Here is an 18,829-nt window from a genome sequence, read left to right as displayed (position 1 = left end):
CCAAGCACTCGCAATGATTGGAGCTTCATGGTGTTGACTTTTGCTTTGCTTCCGGACCGTTGCCCCGGGTCAACATGTCTATGGGTCTTTCTGGTTGTCAGAAAAAGCGCACTGACTCCGCTATCACGAACAGTCATAAATTTGATGCCCATAGGGTTTCATTCATTGAGTTGTTGATGTTTGATTGGCGGGACGGCCTCCGTGTCGGCTGGTTTGGAAACGAACGCCGTTTGTTATTTGCGGACCGGACAAAGCCGGTTCCAGCAGCGCCCGCAGTTCTCCAGCGTGTTCACAGGTGTGATAAAAAACGTGACCGCTATGATGGTTTTCAAGGGAGGGGCGCGCTCGCCGAGCGCGCCGAGAATTGCGAGGGACGGACGCGGCGGTTGGCAGAATTGCGCTATTGTTCGAAACGGCGAAACCAAACTACCCACAGTTCCTGTAACACTTTTGAGCACACCCAATATTCACTTAGCTTTGAGATTTTTCTTTACTAAATTAGTAAATTACTAAATTAGTGACGAACTAATTTATGGAACCACTAAAAATACCAACCACCCTCAAGCACAAACCTGTCGTCATTGCCGAGGATTATGCAAATGTCGACGGTCGATCTGCTTATGATACGGACACGCACGGACTATCGCTTGGCCTCGCCCAATGGAATGACCGCGGCAAAGTCGATATCTCTGCGAAGGTTTGGCGGCACACCGGCGAAAAGTGGTCGCGCCAGTCCGAGGAGCTTCCCCTTCATCGGGTGCTTGATCTCGCGATTTTTGTGTGCCGCGCAAAGCAACATTTTAAGGACGCCTACCGGTTTCCGAAACTTTACGACGAGCAAAATCCCGTCATCGACCGCGTGGGGCTTCAAGGCGATGCCATGACGCTGAAAATCTGCACCGACAACGAAAACCTCGACGAAGACATTCACCTGTTCCACCAGGCGCTGAGCAATGACGACGAACTTTTGGGCGAACGCCTAAAGGCGCTGGCGGGCATCCTGCGCGAAATGGGCTACTGAAATCTTTGCGAAAAGCCGCGGGCGTTTGTCGTGATTTTGCCGTGTCTGCAAACCGGCGCATCATTTCTTCTGTTGAAAACCCCGGTGTTTGCCGAAAAATCAGCGGCATGAAATCCCATCGCAAGGAACTCTGGTTTGAAGTCCCTCAACGCCGCGGGCTCGTCAACATCACGCCGCAAGTTGAGGCGGCACTTAAGGAAAGCGGCATTCGCGAGGGCTTGTGCCTTGTGAACGCCATGCACATCACCGCGAGCGTGTTCATCAACGATGACGAATCCGGTTTGCACGCCGACTACGAGCGATGGCTCGAAAAACTCGCGCCGGAAAAACCCCACTCACAATACGCCCACAATGGCGCCGAGGACAACGCCGACGCGCACCTCAAGCGCACAATCATGGGTCGCGAAGTCGTCGTCGCCGTGACCAATGGCCGCCTCGATTTCGGCCCGTGGGAACAGATTTTCTACTACGAACTCGACGGCCTGCGCCGCAAACGCGCGTTGATAAAAATCATCGGCGAGTGATTCCGAGAAACGGCATGGCCGTTTTGGGGTAGGGCGAACCCTCCGGGTGAGCCGTGGATGTTAGGGCTTGCCCGGAGGGTTCGCCCCTACTGCCGTTTCATTTCGCGCGCGCCCGTGTTTTTGCGATCGAAAAACCGGGCACAAAAAAGCAGGCCCCGAAACCTTGGCGGCTTGCGGGGGCCTGCGTAAATTTGAAAACAAGAGCGTCGCCGGGCAAGCCGGCGCAAAACGCGCGCGAGGCGGTTTTATTTGGCTTGCGCGTATTTTGCGGCGTGGGACTTGGCGCGGGCCGCGGCGTTCTTGTGGACGACACCGGACTTGGTGGCCTTGTCCATCGCGGAGGCGTAGGCGCTTGCGGCGGACTTGGCCGCGGCGGCGTCGCCCGACTTGGCGGCGGCTTTGAACTTCTTGTGGAGAGTCTTCAGACGGGTCTTGACGACTTTGTTGCGCGCGGTGAAACGCACGGTTTTGCGGGCTGCCTTGATGGCGGATTTAGTGTTGGCCATGACTTATGAATAAAATGTGTAAGTCGCGTAGAAACCCAAACACGGGCGGGCGAGTCAAGGTTTTCTTTGCCGCGTCTCAATGCGGGGGCGTTTTCCGGGATTCTCCGGTTGCGCAAAGTAACAAGCGGGTTTTTGGCTTTGGGTGCGCCAATGTATTCGACTTGCAACAGTCAGCTTCGACTTGAGGTGTGGCATGTGTTCTGCTCGCATTGCGTCATGAAAGTCGCATTTGTTAGCGGAACCAGCATTGTGAACTCCGATCTTTTTTCGGAATGGGAGGAGCGTTCGGCCACGACAAAATACGGCACGGTTGGTTACAAGGCGCGCGGCGAGCATGTGATTCTGAACCGTCACGGCACCGGTGTTCCAAAGCCGCCGCATGCGATCAACTACCGCGCAAACATTCGCGCGCTGGCCGATCTCGGTTTCACGGATGTGGTGTCGTTGAACTCGGTCGGCTCGTTGCGGCTGAACCTGACTCCGGGCACGATTGTTTCGTGCGGCGACTATGTTTGTTTGCAGGACGGGCCGCGGACATTTTTTGACGACGAGTTGAGGGGCGGCTCGGCGGGCATCGACAACAACCTGATTCCGATGCTCGTGGAAAAACTCGCGCCCGAGTTCGAGATTCAGACGGGGAAGGTTTATGTGCAGATGCGCGGGCCGCGCTTCGAGACGAAGGCGGAAATCCAGATTCTCAAAAACTGGGGCGACGTGGTCGGCATGACGGCGGCGCACGAGGCGGATCTGTGCAGCGAGATCGGGCTGCGTTACAACTCGCTCGCGATCATCGACAATTACGCCAACGGGCTGGCGGGCGAGGAAATCGACTTCATTAAATTCAAGGACCTGGTGCGCGACAACCAGATCAAGGTGAACCGTCTCTTCGCGCGCCTTCTGGAGGTCTTTGCCTGATCCCATGCGGAACTCGCCGTTCAAATGGTTGATCCTGCTCGCGGTCACACTGATTTGGTGTGGGGTGAATTATTTTGGCCTGCTCGAATTCATCGAGGAGGAGACGGTTGACTGGCGGTTTCAATATCGGGGCGAGCTGCCGGGGCAGGGGAAGATTTTTTACCTGGATGTCGACGCAAAATCCATCGCCGACATCGGCAACCTGGCGTGGGATCGCGCGTATTATGTGGACGTGTGCGAGGCGGCGTTGAAGGAGGGCGGGGCGAGCGCGATTGGCATCGACTATGTGTTTTCGGACCGGGGCATGCCGGAAATCGCGGACAGGGAGCGTTTCCAAAAGGGCACATTGCGCATGGCGGGTTTGTTGTTTTCGGAGCCGCCGCCGCCCGTCGTGCTCGCGGCGGGTTACGCGTCGTCGCATGATCGCGACATCAACGGCCTGCCGATCGTGCGCGAGATGCCGCGCGTGCTTGATTCCTCGTCAAAGGCGCAGCCTCCGGAGCTGCCCCAAATTCGCGTGCGCAACCGCATTTACACCCCGCCGCATGTGGGGTTGATCGACACGATTGACGGCGCGATGAACCGGGTGCCGCTTTTCGCGCCCGACGAGCACAGGACGTGGTATCACATGAGCGTGGAGCTCGCGCGCCTGGCGTGGAAGCTTCCGCAGAAGGGCGTGCGCGTGCATGCGAACCGGCTGGAGTTTGTGCGCGCCGACGGCGTGGTGCTGGCCTCGGTGCCGTTGCTCGACGGGCAGGATGTGGAGGTGAACTGGTCGACGCGCTGGGATTCGCCGCAGAACGCGCGCGCGAGCTTCTCCGACGCGCTTGCGGCCGCGGGCATGTTGAAATCGGAGAAGGCCGAGGAGCGCGAGGCGGCGATGAAGCTTTTCGAGCGGATGCGCGACTCGATCGTGCTGATCGGCCCGGTCGATCCGCTGCTGCAGGATCGCGCGCCGACGCGCCTCGACGCGCTGCCGGTGCCGCGCGTGGGCTTGATCGGCACGCTGATCCGCCAGTTTCAATCGGGTGCTTACGTGCGCCGCGTTCCGGCGTGGGCGCAGTGGATGCTGATCATCGGCCTGACCGCGGGCGTGTGCGGGCTGCAACTGGCGAACCTCCGCGGGCGCTGGGGCGTGGCCGCGAAGGCCGGGGCGGCGGCGCTCGTGGTGGCGTATGTGTGGTGCGTGTTTTTTGTTTTTCTGCGTTACAATTTGATCCTGCCGCTCGTGATCCCGCTGTTCTCGGCGTTCACGACGAGCTTTGCGCTGACGGCGCTGCTGCTGGTGGTCGCGGAACGAATGCGCAGCAGGATCACGAGTTTCTTCGGCACGTATGTGTCCCCCGCGCTTGTGCAACGCATGATCGAGTCGGGCGATGAACCGCAACTCGGCGGCGTCGAGGTGCCGATCACGGCGTATTTCAGCGATATTCAAAACTTCACAATGGTGGCCGAGTCGCTTTCGCCGACACGGCTCGTCGAGTTCATGAACGACTATCTTTCCTCGGCGACGGATGTGATCACCAATCAGGAGGGCACGCTCGACAAATACATGGGCGACGCCGTGGTGGCGATGTTCGGCGCGCCGGTGGCGAACGTGGACCATGCCCTGCGCGCGTGCGTGGCGACGCAGCTCGTGCATGCGAAGAACATGGAGATCCGCGAGCGCTGGCCCGAAATCGTCCAAAAAATGCCCGTGCGCAGCCAGATCGGTCTGAGCACCGGAAAGGCGACCGTGGGCAACATCGGATCGCGCACGCGCTTCGACTACACGATGATGGGCGACACGGTGAACATCGCCGCGCGCCTCGAAAACGCGGCCCGTGTTTACGGCGTGCAGACCCTGGTTTCGGGTGAGACGCGCGAGGGCGCGGAAAAATACGGAAACCAGTGCGTGTTTCGCAATCTGGGCAAAATCGTCGTGAAGGGCCGCCAGCACCCCGTCGATATCCACGAAATCATGGGGCTGCGCGACCGCCTGCCGGCGGCGGCGCTGGAGTGCAAACGGGTGTTCGAGGAGGGGCTGGAAAAATTTTTCGCGCGCGACTGGGCCGGCGCGGCGGAGTTGTTCGCTCAAAGCGCCAAGCTGGAATGGTATCCGGTGATCGTCCCCGGGCAGCGCACGCCGTCGGAGGTTTTCCTGGATCGTTGCGAGGCGCTAAAAAAGAACCCGCCCAGCGGGGACTGGACGGGCGTGTATGTGATGGAAACAAAGTGACGGTCGCGCCGTCGTTTTTTGTGGCTTAGTAATTCCAGCCGACGGAGACGTTGACGCGATGATTCATCATGCCGTTGCCGGAGGTGCTGGCCCAGTTGCAGGTGTAGGAGAGCTGGCCGAAAACGTGTTTGCTGAAGTAGATGTTGGCGCCCGCGGTCGCGCCAAGAGTGAAATAGGTGTCGTCAACGGTGGGTGTGTCCCAGTAGTAGTTGTCCCACGAATCCCAATGCCCCCATCCGTGTCCATTGATTATGTTAGTATCGATATACATAAACCCGATGGAGCCTTGGACGAAAGGCCGGAATTTTCCGGTCATCAAATCGTATCGTATGGAAATGTCACCGGTGCCGATGTCGGCTTCGTGGTTGGTGTGGCGTGTTACAGGATCACCGTCTCTTGTCTCACCCACGAACGTGGCTGAATAATCGGGATTGGTGAATGCGAACTGGGCATGCACGGAAAGCTGTTCAGTGATGTTGTAACCGGCTCCGAATCCTATGAACCACGAGTCGTCGAGGTCTATGTGCATTTTGCCACTGGCTCGATTGGAATACTCATTCGGTCGACTGCCTATGCGCACGTTATTCGCCTTCATCTTGAAGTCGTCGAAGAACCACGCGCCGGTGACGACGTAGAAGTCCCAGGTGCCGGCGTGCGGCGCTTGATAGGTGTAGGTGGTCTGCGCGGGCGACGTGGAGACGCTTTGCGGCGGCTTGTAGTCGGGCGCGACGCTTTTGGGCGTGGGCACCGAAGTTTGGGCGTGCGCGGAAAATGCCGCGGCGGCGAACAAGGCGACAAGTAATGAGGTTTTAGTCTTCATAGTTTGTGGAGTTCTTGATGGCTGTGGTTTGGAGGTGTGTTGGTGTGTTTGCTTGGGATGAGTCACTTGGACACTGCTTATGTGTTTTGGTGCAATTTTTTGATAAAAAGCCGCGCATAAATCTAGTTTTTACGAACCAATAAAACGCCAAACTCAAAGTCATCCATTAAATGACACTGAGTTTCTAACTGTTGCATATAAATGAATTGCAATTCGCCTGTTTTTTCGAATACGCGGAGTGCCGGCGCGTTTTTAATTTTGAACGGGTCTTGTCGCATTTCATGGGGTCGTCGATGGTGTTGCTGCGCTTTTGACTTCATGCGGAAGGTTGCCCGCGCTCGCGCTATTCAATCGCAAAATCCCGCATGAAATGAATTTGAAGGCGGGGCGGGCGGCGATGCAACAATCCCCGTGTTGTTCGCCCATGCGTCCGGCGGTTTCCAGACCGTCGCTTCATCGCAAGCGCGTCTTTGACTTTCATGGCGGGAGCAATCACGCTCAAATCATGGAACAACTTCACGCATTCTGGCGCATGGATTACATTGAGGCGCCGCGCGCGCCGAAAAGCGCGAAACCTTTCAGCGCGTTGCCCGCGATGGGCGACGACCGCGCCGCGCTTATCGTTTATCGCGGTGCGTTGTCCTACTTGATGCTGAACCGCTTCCCCTACAACCCGGGGCACTTGCTCGCGATTCCCTTTCGCGAGGTGGCGGACATCGAGGAGCTGACGCCGGAGGAAAGCGCGGATTTGTTTCGCACAATCATCCTCGCGAAAAAACTGCTGCGCGTGGTGATCGGGCCGGACGGTTTTAATGTGGGTTTCAACCTTGGCACCGCGTCGGGCGGCAGCATTGAGCATTTGCACGCGCACATCGTGCCGCGCTGGAATGGCGACACGAATTTCATGCCGGTAATCGGCCAGACGCGCGTGCTCCCCCAGGCGCTCGAAACGACGTGGGAGAAATTGCACGCGGAAGCCGCGCGCCTCGCGGCCTCGTAAGGTTCGCAACAAGTGTGGCAGGTTGCGGATTGCGCAACCGGTTCCGTGCAGCGGTTCCGGTGCGATCATTCCCCGATTACAATCGAGCCGATCTCAAGCTCCTCTTTCTTGTCCACGAGCCGCACGGTGATGAGTTTTTCCTTTTCGCTCGCCGTGCCGAAATCGGTGATCAACCGCACCTGCGCCGTCACCGGACCGAGCGCGGTCTGGCGGCTGTCGCCGTAATAATTGATGCGCACCGTGTATTTGCCGGCCTTCGGCGTGCGCACCAAAAATTCCTCCGGCCCGTAGCCGCCGGTGAAGTCGCGCGACATGCGCCCGCCCTGATAAGTGAGCGGATGGTTATACATGGCGCGTTCGCCGTTCGGGTCGTCAACCCACAGGTCGATGTCGCAGTTGTCGGCGTCCCACGTCAGAATGACGCGCAGGCCGGCGGACAAATTTTTCAGCAAACGCCTGTCGATTTTGGAGGCGTCGATTTTTCCCTCATGCGTGGCTATGATGGCGTTTAACTCGCCGAGCGCGATCATCTCGATCTCGGGGAAACGGCCGTCCCATTTGCGGCTCACAACCTCCCAAAGCAGATCGACCGCGCGCTGATACTGCTCGAGCTTGGCGCAAACGAGCGCAAGGTCGCGGCGGCTCTGCGGTTCCTCTCCGCGAATCTTCAACACACGCTCGAACACCGGCAGCGCAAGATCGGGTCGCCCCGCCTGCGTGAGGCGATGGCCGAGCACGCGCAACAGCGCCGCATCCTCAAGCCCGAGCTCCGCGAGATTGGACAAAATCTGCAACGCGGTCGGCGCGTGCTTGGCCTCGTCGAAGAAATATCCTGCGACATCGAGATAAAAACCCGGCTCTCGCGCATGGTCGGCGCGCTCCTCAAGGTAAATCGAAAATCGCTCCGCCTCCGGCGCGCGCCGCAACCGGTCGAGATAACTCGCCGAAGGCGACCAGCGCTGGAGGGCGATGGAGGCGACCGGTGGCTCATCCACGCGCCGTCCGTCCTTAAAGCCGGGTCGATCTAATTCCGACACACTGAAGAAGCTTGCGGCTGGAACAGGAGAGTCAGCCAGAACCACACTTTCCTGAACCTGACTTCTTGCAGGCGCGCGTGATCTGGCAGCAGAAACCGCGAAGCGTTCCAAGGTAACTACATCACTTCGTGTTTCCTCTGTGGCACGTTTCTCTTTCTCTGCGACCTTTGGTTTTGGTGTGTCCTTCGGAAATTTCTTCTCCCACCACTTCACGCGCTCATCGAACATCTTCACAACACGATCAATCTGTTGCGTGCGGTTTTTGTTGGTTACGGCGTCGGTTGCGCGGCGTTGCTTGAGCCATTCGTCGCGCAATTCCGCAGGCGGTTCGATGTCGTAGCGGATGTAATCGGCGAGCGTTTCCAAAACGATCAGCGATGTGTCCGGCGTGACGATGCGGAACTCGCGGCTTGTGCGGCGGATGTCCTCGCGGTTGTCGCCAGCGGACGCCGCCAGCGCTTCGATCTTCGCCACCGCCCACGCGCGCGCGGCGAGCGTGCTTGGATTTTCGCCTGACCTCACAGGCACATCGACGGTGCCCAGCACGCCTCTTCCAGTCAGGCCGATTTTCAAGCGAACGGTTGCCTCGGATTTTCTCAAAATACCGGTCACGATTATCGTATTTCCGGATGGCAATGGTGTTCCCGCCTCGGGAAATACTTGAGCAACCGCCTCGGGATCGCGCTCCACCGCCACAATGCTCAACGAGTGCCAGCGCAATCGATACCGTGCCGCGTTGGCGTCGATTGCTATTAGATCGACAAACTCCCCTCCCCCGCTTGCGGCCAGTTTGCGCAGCAGCACAGGCGCGGCGCTTGCGCTCGCGTTGATCGCATGCACGGGCGCGCGCAGAGGAAGTTTTTCAAGATTTTGTGTCGCGCCAAAATTGATAAGGCCGTCGGAAAACAACAGCCACTCGCCCACGGATTCGTCGTCAGCGATGCCGTCAAACGAAGTTGCGCCGTCGTAGATTGTTTTTTCGAGCGCGGCGCGGAGCTCCGCCCACTTGCCGTCGCGCACCTTGAACACAACCGGATCGGACGCCGTGTTGCGCAGGAAAACAAGCCTGACCTCGACATTGCGCACCGCTGCAAACCACGCGTCGAGCAGCGCAAACTCGCGCTCATGATCGCGTGCGCGGCCCGAGCCGGAGGCATCCCACAGGATGCCAACGCATTTCGGCGTGGCGCGCGGCATTGGCGCGGCCGCCGGAAGAGAAACCGACGCTTCGGCATAGAAATATTCGCGCCCGTTAAATGTCTCCGTGATCACCGCGGGGCGAAGGTCGATGCTGGCAAACACAGAAGGCAGTTCGAGTTCGAGCACGCCGCGCGCGATAAAATTTTCTTTTTTCACGTTGAGCGTCTGCGCGTCGCGCCATGCGGGCAGTTCGAGCGCAAGCGTGGTGCTCGCCTTCGCCGGTTCCGCGCCGGGCGCGGCGAAGACGCTCGCGGTGAAATTGAAGGTTTTCAGCGCGTCCGGGAAATCGAGCGCGAGGCGGTAGCGCGGCGTGTTGTTCGTTGCGGTTGACGCGGCCATCAAGTCCTCCTGATAAGCGATCACGATGCGACGCGTGCCGTTGGCCGGAATCGGGAAAATGCGTGCGCGGTAGTTGTTGCCCGCGGTTTGTTCGAGCAGGCCGGGATCGACATTGCGTCGCTCGATCTCTTCGAACACGACGCGACCTTTTTCCTTTTCAACCGGCACGGCTTCGCGCAACGCGCCGTTGATATCGAGCGCGAAACGCACCACACGCTGCCCGTCGAGAAGAGGAAACTCGAACGTGCCTTCGAGATCGCGTCCGTTGGGATTGGCGAAAACAAGGTCGAAAGTTGTCACCGCAAAACGTCCCGTGATTTCAGTGGAAATGTCGGCGGAGCGAATGAGCACGCGCTCGGCTTTCGGGTCGGTGGGGTTGAGCGCGATCTGCGCGCGGGCAATCGGCGTCAATATCAGCAGAAAAACGGCGAGAAGGGCAAAACCGCGAGGCAACGGGCAGGATTTCATAATATGAAATATGGACATGCTTTTTTTACGGGCGAGCAGGGAATTTATTAATTGGGTGATTATCAGGAGGCCGCTGCTCCATTAAAATGCTCGCGCCCCCATGAAAAGCTTACTTAGTTAGACGCTTTTTTTGCCATGGCTCGCTCTCAGTGGGGTTCACGTTTCGGGTTTATTCTGGCGGCCGCGGGTTCGGCTGTCGGGCTTGGCGCGGTGTGGAAGTTTCCCTACGTCACGGCCACGAATGGCGGCGGCGTTTTTTTGTTCATTTACCTGGCGATCAGCCTGACGCTCGGGCTTGTGCTCATGGTCACGGAATGGGCGCTCGGGCGCGCCGCGCAATCCGGGCCGGTCGGTGTGTTCAAGCGCGCAACCAAAAACGGCGCCAGCCCCGCGTGGGCGCTCATCGGTTACGGCACCATACTCACCTGCTTTTTAATTCTTTCGTTTTACTGCGTCGTGGGGGGATGGACGGTCGCCTACTTCCTGAAGTCGCTCGGCGCCGGCGGGCCGTTGTTCACCCCGGACGCGGAGGCGCTCAAGGCGCAATTCGACGCGTTTGTGGGCAACCCCCTGTGGTCGGCGCTTTCCTTCGTGACGTTCGCGGCGCTCACCACGTGGATCGTGGTTGGCGGCGTGAGCAAGGGCATCGAAACGCTTTCGAAATACCTGATGCCCGTGCTGTTTTTGCTGATGCTCGTGCTTATCGTGCGCGGGCTCACATTGCCCGGAGCGACCGACGGCCTGCTGTATTATTTGCGTCCGGATTTTTCAAAAATCACCGGCGGGATGCTGGTCGACGCGATGGGCCTCTCGCTTTTTTCGCTTTCGCTGGGCATGGGCATCATGGTGACCTACGGCTCCTACATCACCCGCGAAACCAAGCTCGTGCGCTCGTCGCTGTGGGTGATTTTCCTGGCGGTGACGACTTGCTTTCTCGCGGGGCTGATGGTGCTGCCGCCCGTGTTTGCGTTCGGTTTCAGCCCGACGACGGGGCCGGGCCTGACGATGGTCACGATGCCCGCGGTGTTCGCGCACCTGCCGGCGGGCAGCATGTTCGCGATGGCGTTTTTCTTTCTGCTTCTCGTGGCGGCGCTCACCTCGTCGGTGTCGATTTTGGAGGTGATCGTGAGTTTTCTGATCGACGAATTCGGCTGGTCGCGCCGCAAGGCCGCGTGGCTCACGGTGGCGGCGTTTTGCGTGACGGGCATGGGCGCGTGCCTGTCGCAGGACGGCGGCTGGCTGGGCGGCGTCACCGTGTTTGGGAAAACCCTTTTCAATCTCTACGATTACACGACCTCGAACCTTCTCATGCCGCTTGGCGAGCTGGCGCTGGCGGTTTTTGCCGGCTGGGTGGCCTGGCCCCTCATCGAAACGCAGGTGGGCGCGAGCGACTCGCGCTCGGTGTTGATGCGCGCGATGAGGGTCTTTTTGCGCTTCGTCCTTCCCGTGATGATCGTGATCGTGATGATCAGCGGATTGTAGGCCGCGATTCCGCATTCGCGCTTTACTGGCTTGCCTAGGGGCACCCGGACAGCGTTTTTTCTTGGGGCACACTTTTACTATTCATGTCCGATTCGCTCATACCACGTTTGAAACAGATCATCATCACAACGCTCAATCTCGAGGGAATGACTCCCGAGGAGATCGACGAGAACGCGCCGCTCATTGGCTCCGGGCTGGCGCTCGACTCGATCGACGCGCTCGAGCTCGTTGTGAAGCTCGAAAAGGAATTCGGCATCAAAATCTCCAGCAGCGAGGAATCGCGCGCCGCCCTTGCCAGCATCACGAGCCTTGCCAGTTTTATTCGCGAGCGCGCCGACCCCTCCAAGCTCTCCGCCTGACCGCCCCGCCCGCCTCTTTTCTTCGAATTGCAATCCGTGCCGCACACACCCCTGGAAACAGCCGCGCCCGCCGTTCGCCTGGCGGCCTGCGAATGCCTCACGCCCTTCGGCGGCACAAACGAGACCCTCGCCGCCTTGCTTCGCGGTGAAAGCGCCTTGCGCGCGACGCACGTCCTCGGCGCTGATGGCGGCGACCTCGTGCCGCTGGCTTTGCTGCCGGACCGCGCGCTCAACGAGGAATCGCCGCCCGCGTGGCTCGCGCGGTTGCGCCAGTTTCTCGCGCCCGTGACCGGCCCGACGTGGGGCACCGCGCGCCGGCCCGTCATCGTCACGAGCAGCAACTTCGGCGTTGGCAGTCTCTACGCGTATCATCACGCGCAAACCGCCGCCGACGCGAACCACGCGCCCCACGGCCCCATCCACAAATCCGTCGCCAGTCTTCGCGATGCCTGCGAGTGGGGGCCGAACATCACCATCTTTTCGCATGCCTGCGTTTCCGCGCATCTCGGCCTCGTGCACGCGGCGCGGCTGCTCGCGCTCGGCGGCGAACACGCTCCCGTCGACGAGGTGCTCGTCGTCTCCTACGATTTTCTCAGTCCGTTTGTCGCGGGCGGGTTTCATTCGTTGAAAATCCTCAACACCGAATTTCCCGCGCCCTACATGGATCGCGCCACCGGCTCGATCGGGCTTGGTGACGGCGCGGGTTTTGCCGTGCTCGGGCGCGACCACGGCGCGCACCGGATCGTCGCGCAAAGCCTGCACAACGAAATGCATCACTTCACCGCGAACCGGCCCGACGGCGCGGGTTTCGCATCCGTGTTCGCGCCCATCGCAAGGGCCGCCTCCGGAATGCGCGTCTGGATAAAGGGTCACGGCACCGGCACGCTGGAGGCGGGCCGCCTCGAATCAAACGCCGTCGCCGCCGCGTTTCCCGGCGCGCCGCTCGTCAGCTGGAAGGGCGCGCTCGGCCACACACTCGGAAGCTGCGGTCTCGTCGAGCTCGCCATCGCCGCCGCGTCCATGCGCAATCCCGCCAGTGACGGGCAGGCGTCGCGCGCGCCCGGCACCGTCGGCACCAGCGCCCCCGTCTTCACATCACAAGTCGCCACCTCGCCTTTCGACACGGCCGCGTTCGACGGAGTCGTCTGCGCCAGCAACGCATTCGGCGGCGCCCACGCCGCGCTGCTTTTGTTGAAAGACGGAAAATAGAATGCAGAATATAGGAGTCAGGAGCCAGAATGCCGGAAAACCAGAATCTTAAACTTTTCAACTTAAACTCATTTCACCGACGCGCCTCTGTTCGAAGTCCGTTTTTTCACCATTCACCATTCTTCATTTCCTGACTCCTGCATTCTGACTCCCGGCTCCTTTCCCTCCGCCATGCTCGAACGCCACATCATCACACTTCGCACCGACGACGCCGGCCGTGAGGACGCCGCCGCCACGCGCGAGCGCCTCAAGGCCGGATTTCCGCCGGGCGCCGTCCGGCGCATGACGCAACTCGGCATGTTGATGAGCACCATCCTCAACGACCTCGCGCCCGCGCCCGATGACGCCATCGTCTACGCCAGCCAGTATGCCGAGGGCCGCACGCTAGAAACCTACCTCGAAAGTTTTCCCACGGCCAGTCCCACCGGCTTCCAGACGTCGATTCATCCCGGCGCCGTGCAGCAGGGCATGATTCGCCGCGCGCAACCCGCGGGGGATTTTTTTCCTATGGCCGGCCGCGATTATCTTGTCGGTCAATCCCTGCTCACCGCGTTGCTCGCGCCCGCCGCCCGCGTCGTTCTTTGCGGGGGCGAGGAGCGCGGCACCTGGCTTGCCACCATTGACGGCGCGAGCGAACGCGCCTTTGCCTACGGCATGATACTCGCGCAATCCGTCGCGGACGACGACGCGCGGCCGCTTGGCCGCATCGCCCTCGAGCCGGGCGACGAGGCCGTTTCGCCATTGCTGTCCGGCGAGTGGTTCGACTTGGTGCACGCGCGCAAAAATTTCTCCGGCGTGCTCTCGCCCGGCTGGCGCGCCACGATTGAGTGGCAATAATCGCCGCGAAAAAAACGTCCACGCGCATCGTCCGTTGCACCGATGTCCAAGCCCGCCGCCACCCGCCGCCGCAATCCCGGCCCCAGTTGGGGCTACGGCTTTTTGCGCGCGCTTGATTTTCTCCTGCCCGAGTTTCTCTACAAACCCATCCGCGGCATCGGCACGCTCGTCGCGATGGCGTTCATGCCCGCGCAACGCCGCCATTCGCGCGAATACCTCGCGCTCGCGCTCAACCGCCGCCCCTCGACGCGCGATGTGTTCCGCCATTTTTTCGCCTTCGAGGAATCGCTCATGACCAAGCTGCGCGTCCTCAACGGACGTCCGCACAAAACCGTTTACGCGCCCGGCGCGGACGACGCGCGGCAGTGGATGGAAACCGGAGGCCCCGCCTTCCTCGGCACTTTTCACGTGGGCGATTCCGATCTTCAGGGTTTCCTCATCGGCGACGAACTCCACGCGCGCGTTCACAACAAAATCCACATCGTGCGCGAACGCGTCGGCAACTCGCACGACACTGAAAAACTCGCCGAGAAATTCGGCGGACGCATCGCGTTCATCTGGGTCAACGACCCGCGGGAAATGATCTACGCGATGAAGGACGCCGCGCTCACCGACAACGCCATCGCGCTCCAATGCGACCGTTGCGAGCACAGCGCGCGCACCGCCGAGTTCGATTTTCTCGGCGCCAAGCGCCGCTTCCCGATTACGATCTACATCCTCGCGGCGATTTTTAGGCGTCCCGTCATCCTCACCTTTGGCGTCCCCCAAGCACCCGGCCTCGCCGCCCTGCATTCTCCGCCGCGCTTCGATCCGATTCCCGGCGAGCCGCGAGCCGCCACGCTCGCCCGCGGCCAGAAACACTTTCAGGATTTCCTCCGCCAGCTCGAAAATATCCTGCGCGAAAAACCGTATATCTGGTTCAATTTTCTCCCGTGGAATTCGAAACCCTCCGCATGAGCGGCGGGCGCAATATTGTTGTGTTCATTTACAATATCGGGCGTCGTTTGCGTGTCATGAACATACGCACAATTGCAGTTGCCCTTGCCCTGATTCTGCTAAGTGGCGCCATTCACGCCGCGTCCCCCGTCGTTGTCACTCACGAGAAGGATATTGTTTATGCGCGCAAGTTCGGCCTCGCGCTCACGATCGACGTCATGCAGCCGGCCAGGCCAAACGGGCGCGGCATTCTCGCGTTGATTAGCGGCGGCTGGAAGTCGTCCAACGCGCCGGTGAATCCCTCAAACTACGCCGAATTTCTCGATCATGGATACACGGTGTTTGCCGTGCGCCATGGCTCGCAACCCAAGTTTGTCATTTCCGAGATCGCGCAGGATATTCATCGCGCCGTGCGATTTGTGCGGCACAACGCGGCGCGCTGGAATGTGCGCCCGGATCGCTTGGGAATCACCGGCAGCAGCGCGGGCGGGCACCTTTCGCTTACCATCGGCACGAAGGGCGGCCCCGGCGATCCCAAGGCCAAGGATCCCGTGGACCGCGAGTCCAGCGCCGTGCAGGCCGTGGCGTGTTTTTACCCGCCGACCGATTTTCTCAATTACGGGAAGGAGGGTTTCGACGGCGCGGGCACGGGGACCCTTAAAAACTACATGAAGGCGTTCGGCCCAAAGGCGGAAACGCCCGAGGGGCGCCAGGAGCTTGGCCGCGAGCTTTCGCCGATTTATTATATAACCGAAAAAATGCCGCCGACCTTCATCGTGCATGGCGACGCCGACAAACTCGTCCCCTTGCAGCAATCCGAAATCTTTATACAACGCGCCGCGAAGCTCGGCGCGGTAGCCCGGCTCCACATAAAACCCGGGGCGGCCCACGGCTGGAAAAACAAGGGTCCCGAGCGCGCCTTGATGGCCGACTGGTTCGACAAGCACCTGGCCGATTGATTTTTCACGCGGTTGAGCAACCTGAATTTTAATCCCGGGGAAAGCCGCGCTCAACGAAGCCAAACAAACAACGCGGGCGCCGCGCCTCATCCCGGGTTGTCGGCGTTGCGCGCATTGGCGGGAGCTTGTTCTCCCCCGTCTTTTCCCGGCTGTAAAAAACGCCGCCCCGGCCTTGGACATTGGATGTTGAGATTTTTTCTGGATTTGGGATTTTGAAATTCAAATTTTCCCGCGCACCGGCTCCCGCCGCTGTCGTGAACCACAGATGATTCGCACGCTCAAACATATCTACTACGCCGTCGCCTACTATATTTCGTGGGGGCTTTTCATGGGCGTGGGTTTTTTGATCAGCGTGCTCAGCCTGCCGCTTTATCCGTGGCGCAAGCGCGGGGGGCTTCATAAAAAAATGCGCGCCGTCCAGCGCGCGCTGTTTCGCGTCTGGATGCGCTGGTTCCGGGCGTGCGGCGTGGTGCGCATAACGTGGAAAAACTTCGACGGGCCGCTCGCGCCGGGCACGGTTTACATTTCCACGCATCCGTGCCTCATCGACGCGCCGCTCCTGCTCGGACGCCTGCCCGACACCATTTGCGTCGTCAAACCCGCCATCATGCGCAATCCCGCGCTGGGCGCGGCCGCGATTGTCGCGGGTTACGTGACCGGCTCCAACGATGTGGACATGGTGCGCGCCGTCGCCGAAAAAGTCCAGGCGGGCGCGTCGCTGCTCATCTTCCCCGAGGGCACGCGCACCGAGCCCGGCGCCACGCTCAATCCCTTCAAGCCCGGCTTCGCGCTCATCGCCAATCGCGCCGCCGCGCCGGTGCGGCTTGTCATCGTGCGGGCGTCGGCCGGCTTCGTCACGCGCGGGCGTCCCTGGTGGAAAATCCCCGACGTGGTGCCGGCGACAATGGAGCTCTCGCTCGACCGCGAGTGGCCGCACGATCCGCAAGAATCCGCCGCCGCGCTCTCCGCGGAAATCGAGTCATACGTCCGGGGGAAAATGTCCGCATGAGCGCGCCCGTTTCCAAGACACACCTCGTGCTCGTCCCGAGCTACAACACCGGCGCGCGGCTCCTGCTCGAAACCGTGCGCAACGTGCTCGCGCATTGGGCGCCCGTGTGGGTGGTCATCGACGGCAGCACCGACGGCAGCGGCGAGGCGCTTCAATCTTTCGCCGCCGGGCAACCTGACGGAACCCTCCGCGTCATCGTGCGCGAAAAAAATTCCGGCAAGGGCGCGAGCGTTTTTCACGCCGCGAAAATCGCGCTTGCGGAAGGTTTCACGCACGCGCTCGTGATGGACGCCGACGGGCAGCATCCCGTCGGGCGCATTCGCGATTTCATGGCGGCGTCGCAGGCCGAGCCCGCCGCGCTCGTGCTCGGCAAGCCCGTCTTCGGCCCCGAGGCGCCGCTCGTCCGGCTCAAGGGCCGCAAGCTCAGCATCGGCCTCGTGCATTTCGAGTGCCTCGGCGGCGGCATCGACGATCCTCTTTTCGGCTTTCGCGTGTATCCGCTCGCGCCGCTTGTTGACGTGATGCGCCGCACGTGGTTTGCGCGGCGCTATGATTTTGACCCCGAGCTCGCCGTGCGCCTTTTCTGGGCCGGCGTTCCCCCGGTCAACCTTCCCGCCGCGTGCAAATATCTCTCGCGCACCGAGGGCGGCGTTTCCCATTTTCACTACCTGCGCGACAACCTCCGCATGATCTGGCTGCACACGCGCCTCATCACCGCGCTCCTCCTTCACAAATGGCCCGCCGCCCGCCGCGCCCAAAAAAAACGCAAACAACAATCTTCCGCATGAAACTCACTTCGCGCCTCGTCGCGCTTCTCCTTCTTTCACTTTTCACCCTTCACCCTTCACTCTTCCTCTCCGCCGCCCCGCCGGCTGAGCGAGGCACCGTCATCGAACGCGGTTCCGGCGCCGACGAGTGGCAATGGCTTTTCTCCGCGCTCGCCGCGAAGGGCGCGACATTCTCGACCTTCACCGAAAACCGCTACTTTGCCGCGCGCAAGGAGCCGATCACCCTGCAAGGCGAAATGCGCCTCGCGCCCGAGCGCGGCCTCAGCCTCCGCTACACCGCGCCCGGGGAAACGCTCACGATCATCGACTCGGAGGGCCTGTTGCTTCGCGACGCCAAGGGCCGCACTCGCCAAATCAAGGCCGGCACGCGTGACGCCGGACTCGTCACCGCGCTCCTGCCCGTCATGCGTTTCGACAGCGGGCAACTCTTCAAGCAGTTCACCGTTTACGCCGCGCGCGACGGCGGCGACTGGCGTTTCGACTTTGTTCCGCTCAACGAAAAACTCGCCTCCGCGCTCGGCGCAATCGTCGTCACCGGCATCGGCACCGAGATAAAAAAAATCACCTTCAACACCTCGCCCAAACTCCGCGTCGAAGTGCTTGTCGGCGAAAGCAAGGCGGGCGTCGCGTTCACCGCCGACGAACTGCAACGCTATTTCCGCGCCGATAAATGAGCCTTCTGCGCAAAACGCCCGCCCGCCTCCTTTTGCTCGCCGGCCTGCTCGCCGGCGCCGCGTGGCTTGCGTCGCTCGACTTCGGCGAAAAATTCACCTCGGACATCCTTGAGCTTATTCCGCCCACCGAGCGCTCGCCCGAGCTCGCCGTCGTCCGCTCCCTCGCCAACGAAAAGCAAGCCCGCGTCGCGCTCTTTGCGTTGAACGCCCCCAGCGATGACGAAACGCGCGCCCGCGCGGCCCGCGCCTTCACCGCCGCGCTTCTCGCGAGCGACGCGTTTGCCGAGGCCGAAATCCTTTCCGACAGCACCTCGCGCAACGACCTCGCCAAACAAATTTTCACCCAACGCCTCGACCTCCTGCTTCCCGGCTGGCTCGCGAAAAACGAAATTGCATTCCCGGGAGCGGGGGGGGGGGGGCCCCCCCCCCCCCCCCCCCACACCCCCGGGGCCCCCCCCCCCGCCCCCGGGCCCCCCCCCCCCCCCGGGGGGGCCCCCAAAAAACCCCCCCCCCCCCCAAACCGACATT

General features: G+C 60.9%; 18 protein-coding genes. 15 read left to right on the top strand and 3 right to left on the bottom strand.

The window, feature by feature from the left end; translation table 11 throughout:
- The first annotated feature begins 532 nt into the window (after positions 1–532).
- Together M2447_RS13485 and M2447_RS13480 are read left to right on the top strand one after the other, a co-directional pair.
- Positions 533–1,021, top strand: coding sequence for a DUF6530 family protein (locus M2447_RS13485; RefSeq protein WP_277510078.1), 489 nt, complete (start codon positions 533–535; stop codon positions 1,019–1,021).
- Between the two features lie 107 nt (positions 1,022–1,128).
- Positions 1,129–1,545: a secondary thiamine-phosphate synthase enzyme YjbQ gene (locus M2447_RS13480; protein ID WP_277510080.1), complete on the top strand. Its 417-nt coding sequence runs from the start codon at positions 1,129–1,131 to the stop codon at positions 1,543–1,545.
- A 245-nt stretch (positions 1,546–1,790) separates the two neighbouring features.
- On the opposite strand, the gene rpsT is transcribed toward M2447_RS13480, so the two are convergent.
- A complete protein-coding gene (rpsT, locus tag M2447_RS13475) occupies positions 1,791–2,051 on the bottom strand; it encodes a 30S ribosomal protein S20 (protein ID WP_277510082.1) in 261 nt (86 codons plus the stop codon).
- Positions 2,052–2,267: 216 nt separating this feature from the next.
- On the opposite strand from rpsT, the gene M2447_RS13470 reads away from it, so the two are divergent.
- Together M2447_RS13470 and M2447_RS13465 are read left to right on the top strand one after the other, a co-directional pair.
- The gene (locus tag M2447_RS13470; protein WP_277510083.1) at positions 2,268–2,966 is read left to right on the top strand and encodes an MTAP family purine nucleoside phosphorylase; all 699 of its coding nucleotides are present in this window, start codon (positions 2,268–2,270) and stop codon (positions 2,964–2,966) included.
- A gap of 4 nt (positions 2,967–2,970) precedes the next feature.
- On the top strand, positions 2,971–5,184 hold the full coding sequence (locus M2447_RS13465) for an adenylate/guanylate cyclase domain-containing protein (RefSeq protein ID WP_277559025.1): 2,214 nt from the start codon (positions 2,971–2,973) through the stop codon (positions 5,182–5,184).
- Positions 5,185–5,209: 25 nt separating this feature from the next.
- Here M2447_RS13465 and M2447_RS13460 read toward each other — a convergent pair whose 3' ends face one another.
- Positions 5,210–6,004: an outer membrane beta-barrel protein gene (locus M2447_RS13460; RefSeq protein WP_277559024.1), complete on the bottom strand. Its 795-nt coding sequence runs from the start codon at positions 6,002–6,004 to the stop codon at positions 5,210–5,212.
- 505 nt (positions 6,005–6,509) lie between these two features.
- Between M2447_RS13460 and M2447_RS13455 the strand changes: the two genes are divergently transcribed.
- Positions 6,510–7,004, top strand: a complete 495-nt coding sequence (locus tag M2447_RS13455) for an HIT domain-containing protein (RefSeq protein WP_108824720.1) — start codon at positions 6,510–6,512, stop codon at positions 7,002–7,004.
- Positions 7,005–7,069: 65 nt separating this feature from the next.
- Here the strand turns inward: M2447_RS13455 and M2447_RS13450 are convergent, their stop codons facing one another.
- Entirely contained in the window at positions 7,070–10,048 is a 2,979-nt protein-coding gene (locus M2447_RS13450) for a VIT domain-containing protein (RefSeq protein WP_277559023.1), read from the bottom strand.
- Positions 10,049–10,183: 135 nt separating this feature from the next.
- Between M2447_RS13450 and M2447_RS13445 the strand changes: the two genes are divergently transcribed.
- From M2447_RS13445 to M2447_RS13400, 10 genes are all read left to right on the top strand, one after another.
- A complete protein-coding gene (locus M2447_RS13445; protein WP_277559022.1) occupies positions 10,184–11,530 on the top strand; it encodes a sodium-dependent transporter in 1,347 nt (448 codons plus the stop codon).
- An 83-nt stretch (positions 11,531–11,613) separates the two neighbouring features.
- Positions 11,614–11,889, top strand: coding sequence for a phosphopantetheine-binding protein (locus tag M2447_RS13440; protein ID WP_277559021.1), 276 nt, complete (start codon positions 11,614–11,616; stop codon positions 11,887–11,889).
- A 36-nt stretch (positions 11,890–11,925) separates the two neighbouring features.
- Complete coding sequence (locus tag M2447_RS13435) at positions 11,926–13,098, top strand: hypothetical protein (protein WP_277559020.1); 1,173 nt, start codon at positions 11,926–11,928, stop codon at positions 13,096–13,098.
- A gap of 171 nt (positions 13,099–13,269) precedes the next feature.
- Entirely contained in the window at positions 13,270–13,935 is a 666-nt protein-coding gene (locus M2447_RS13430; protein WP_277559019.1) for a hypothetical protein, read from the top strand.
- Positions 13,936–13,977: 42 nt separating this feature from the next.
- Positions 13,978–14,892, top strand: a complete 915-nt coding sequence (locus M2447_RS13425; RefSeq protein WP_277559018.1) for a hypothetical protein — start codon at positions 13,978–13,980, stop codon at positions 14,890–14,892.
- 56 nt (positions 14,893–14,948) lie between these two features.
- Complete coding sequence (locus M2447_RS13420) at positions 14,949–15,830, top strand: alpha/beta hydrolase (protein ID WP_277559017.1); 882 nt, start codon at positions 14,949–14,951, stop codon at positions 15,828–15,830.
- A 265-nt stretch (positions 15,831–16,095) separates the two neighbouring features.
- Positions 16,096–16,839 carry a lysophospholipid acyltransferase family protein gene (locus M2447_RS13415; protein ID WP_277559016.1) on the top strand — a complete coding sequence of 248 codons (744 nt, stop codon included), beginning with the start codon at positions 16,096–16,098 and terminating at the stop codon, positions 16,837–16,839.
- Positions 16,836–17,627 carry a glycosyltransferase family 2 protein gene (locus tag M2447_RS13410; RefSeq protein ID WP_277559015.1) on the top strand — a complete coding sequence of 264 codons (792 nt, stop codon included), beginning with the start codon at positions 16,836–16,838 and terminating at the stop codon, positions 17,625–17,627. The genes M2447_RS13415 and M2447_RS13410 overlap by 4 nt, the downstream gene beginning before the upstream one ends.
- Positions 17,624–18,301, top strand: coding sequence for a LolA-related protein (locus tag M2447_RS13405; RefSeq protein ID WP_277559014.1), 678 nt, complete (start codon positions 17,624–17,626; stop codon positions 18,299–18,301). The genes M2447_RS13410 and M2447_RS13405 overlap by 4 nt, the downstream gene beginning before the upstream one ends.
- Positions 18,298–18,829 (top strand): hypothetical protein (locus tag M2447_RS13400; RefSeq protein ID WP_277559013.1); only part of this gene is annotated, 532 nt, incomplete at its 3' end. The genes M2447_RS13405 and M2447_RS13400, both read left to right, overlap by 4 nt.

It is taken from the genome of Ereboglobus sp. PH5-10 (assembly GCF_029504735.1).
In the GTDB taxonomy this organism is placed as follows: Bacteria; Verrucomicrobiota; Verrucomicrobiia; order Opitutales; family Opitutaceae; genus Ereboglobus.
This window is presented reverse-complemented; position numbering and strand designations above follow the sequence as displayed.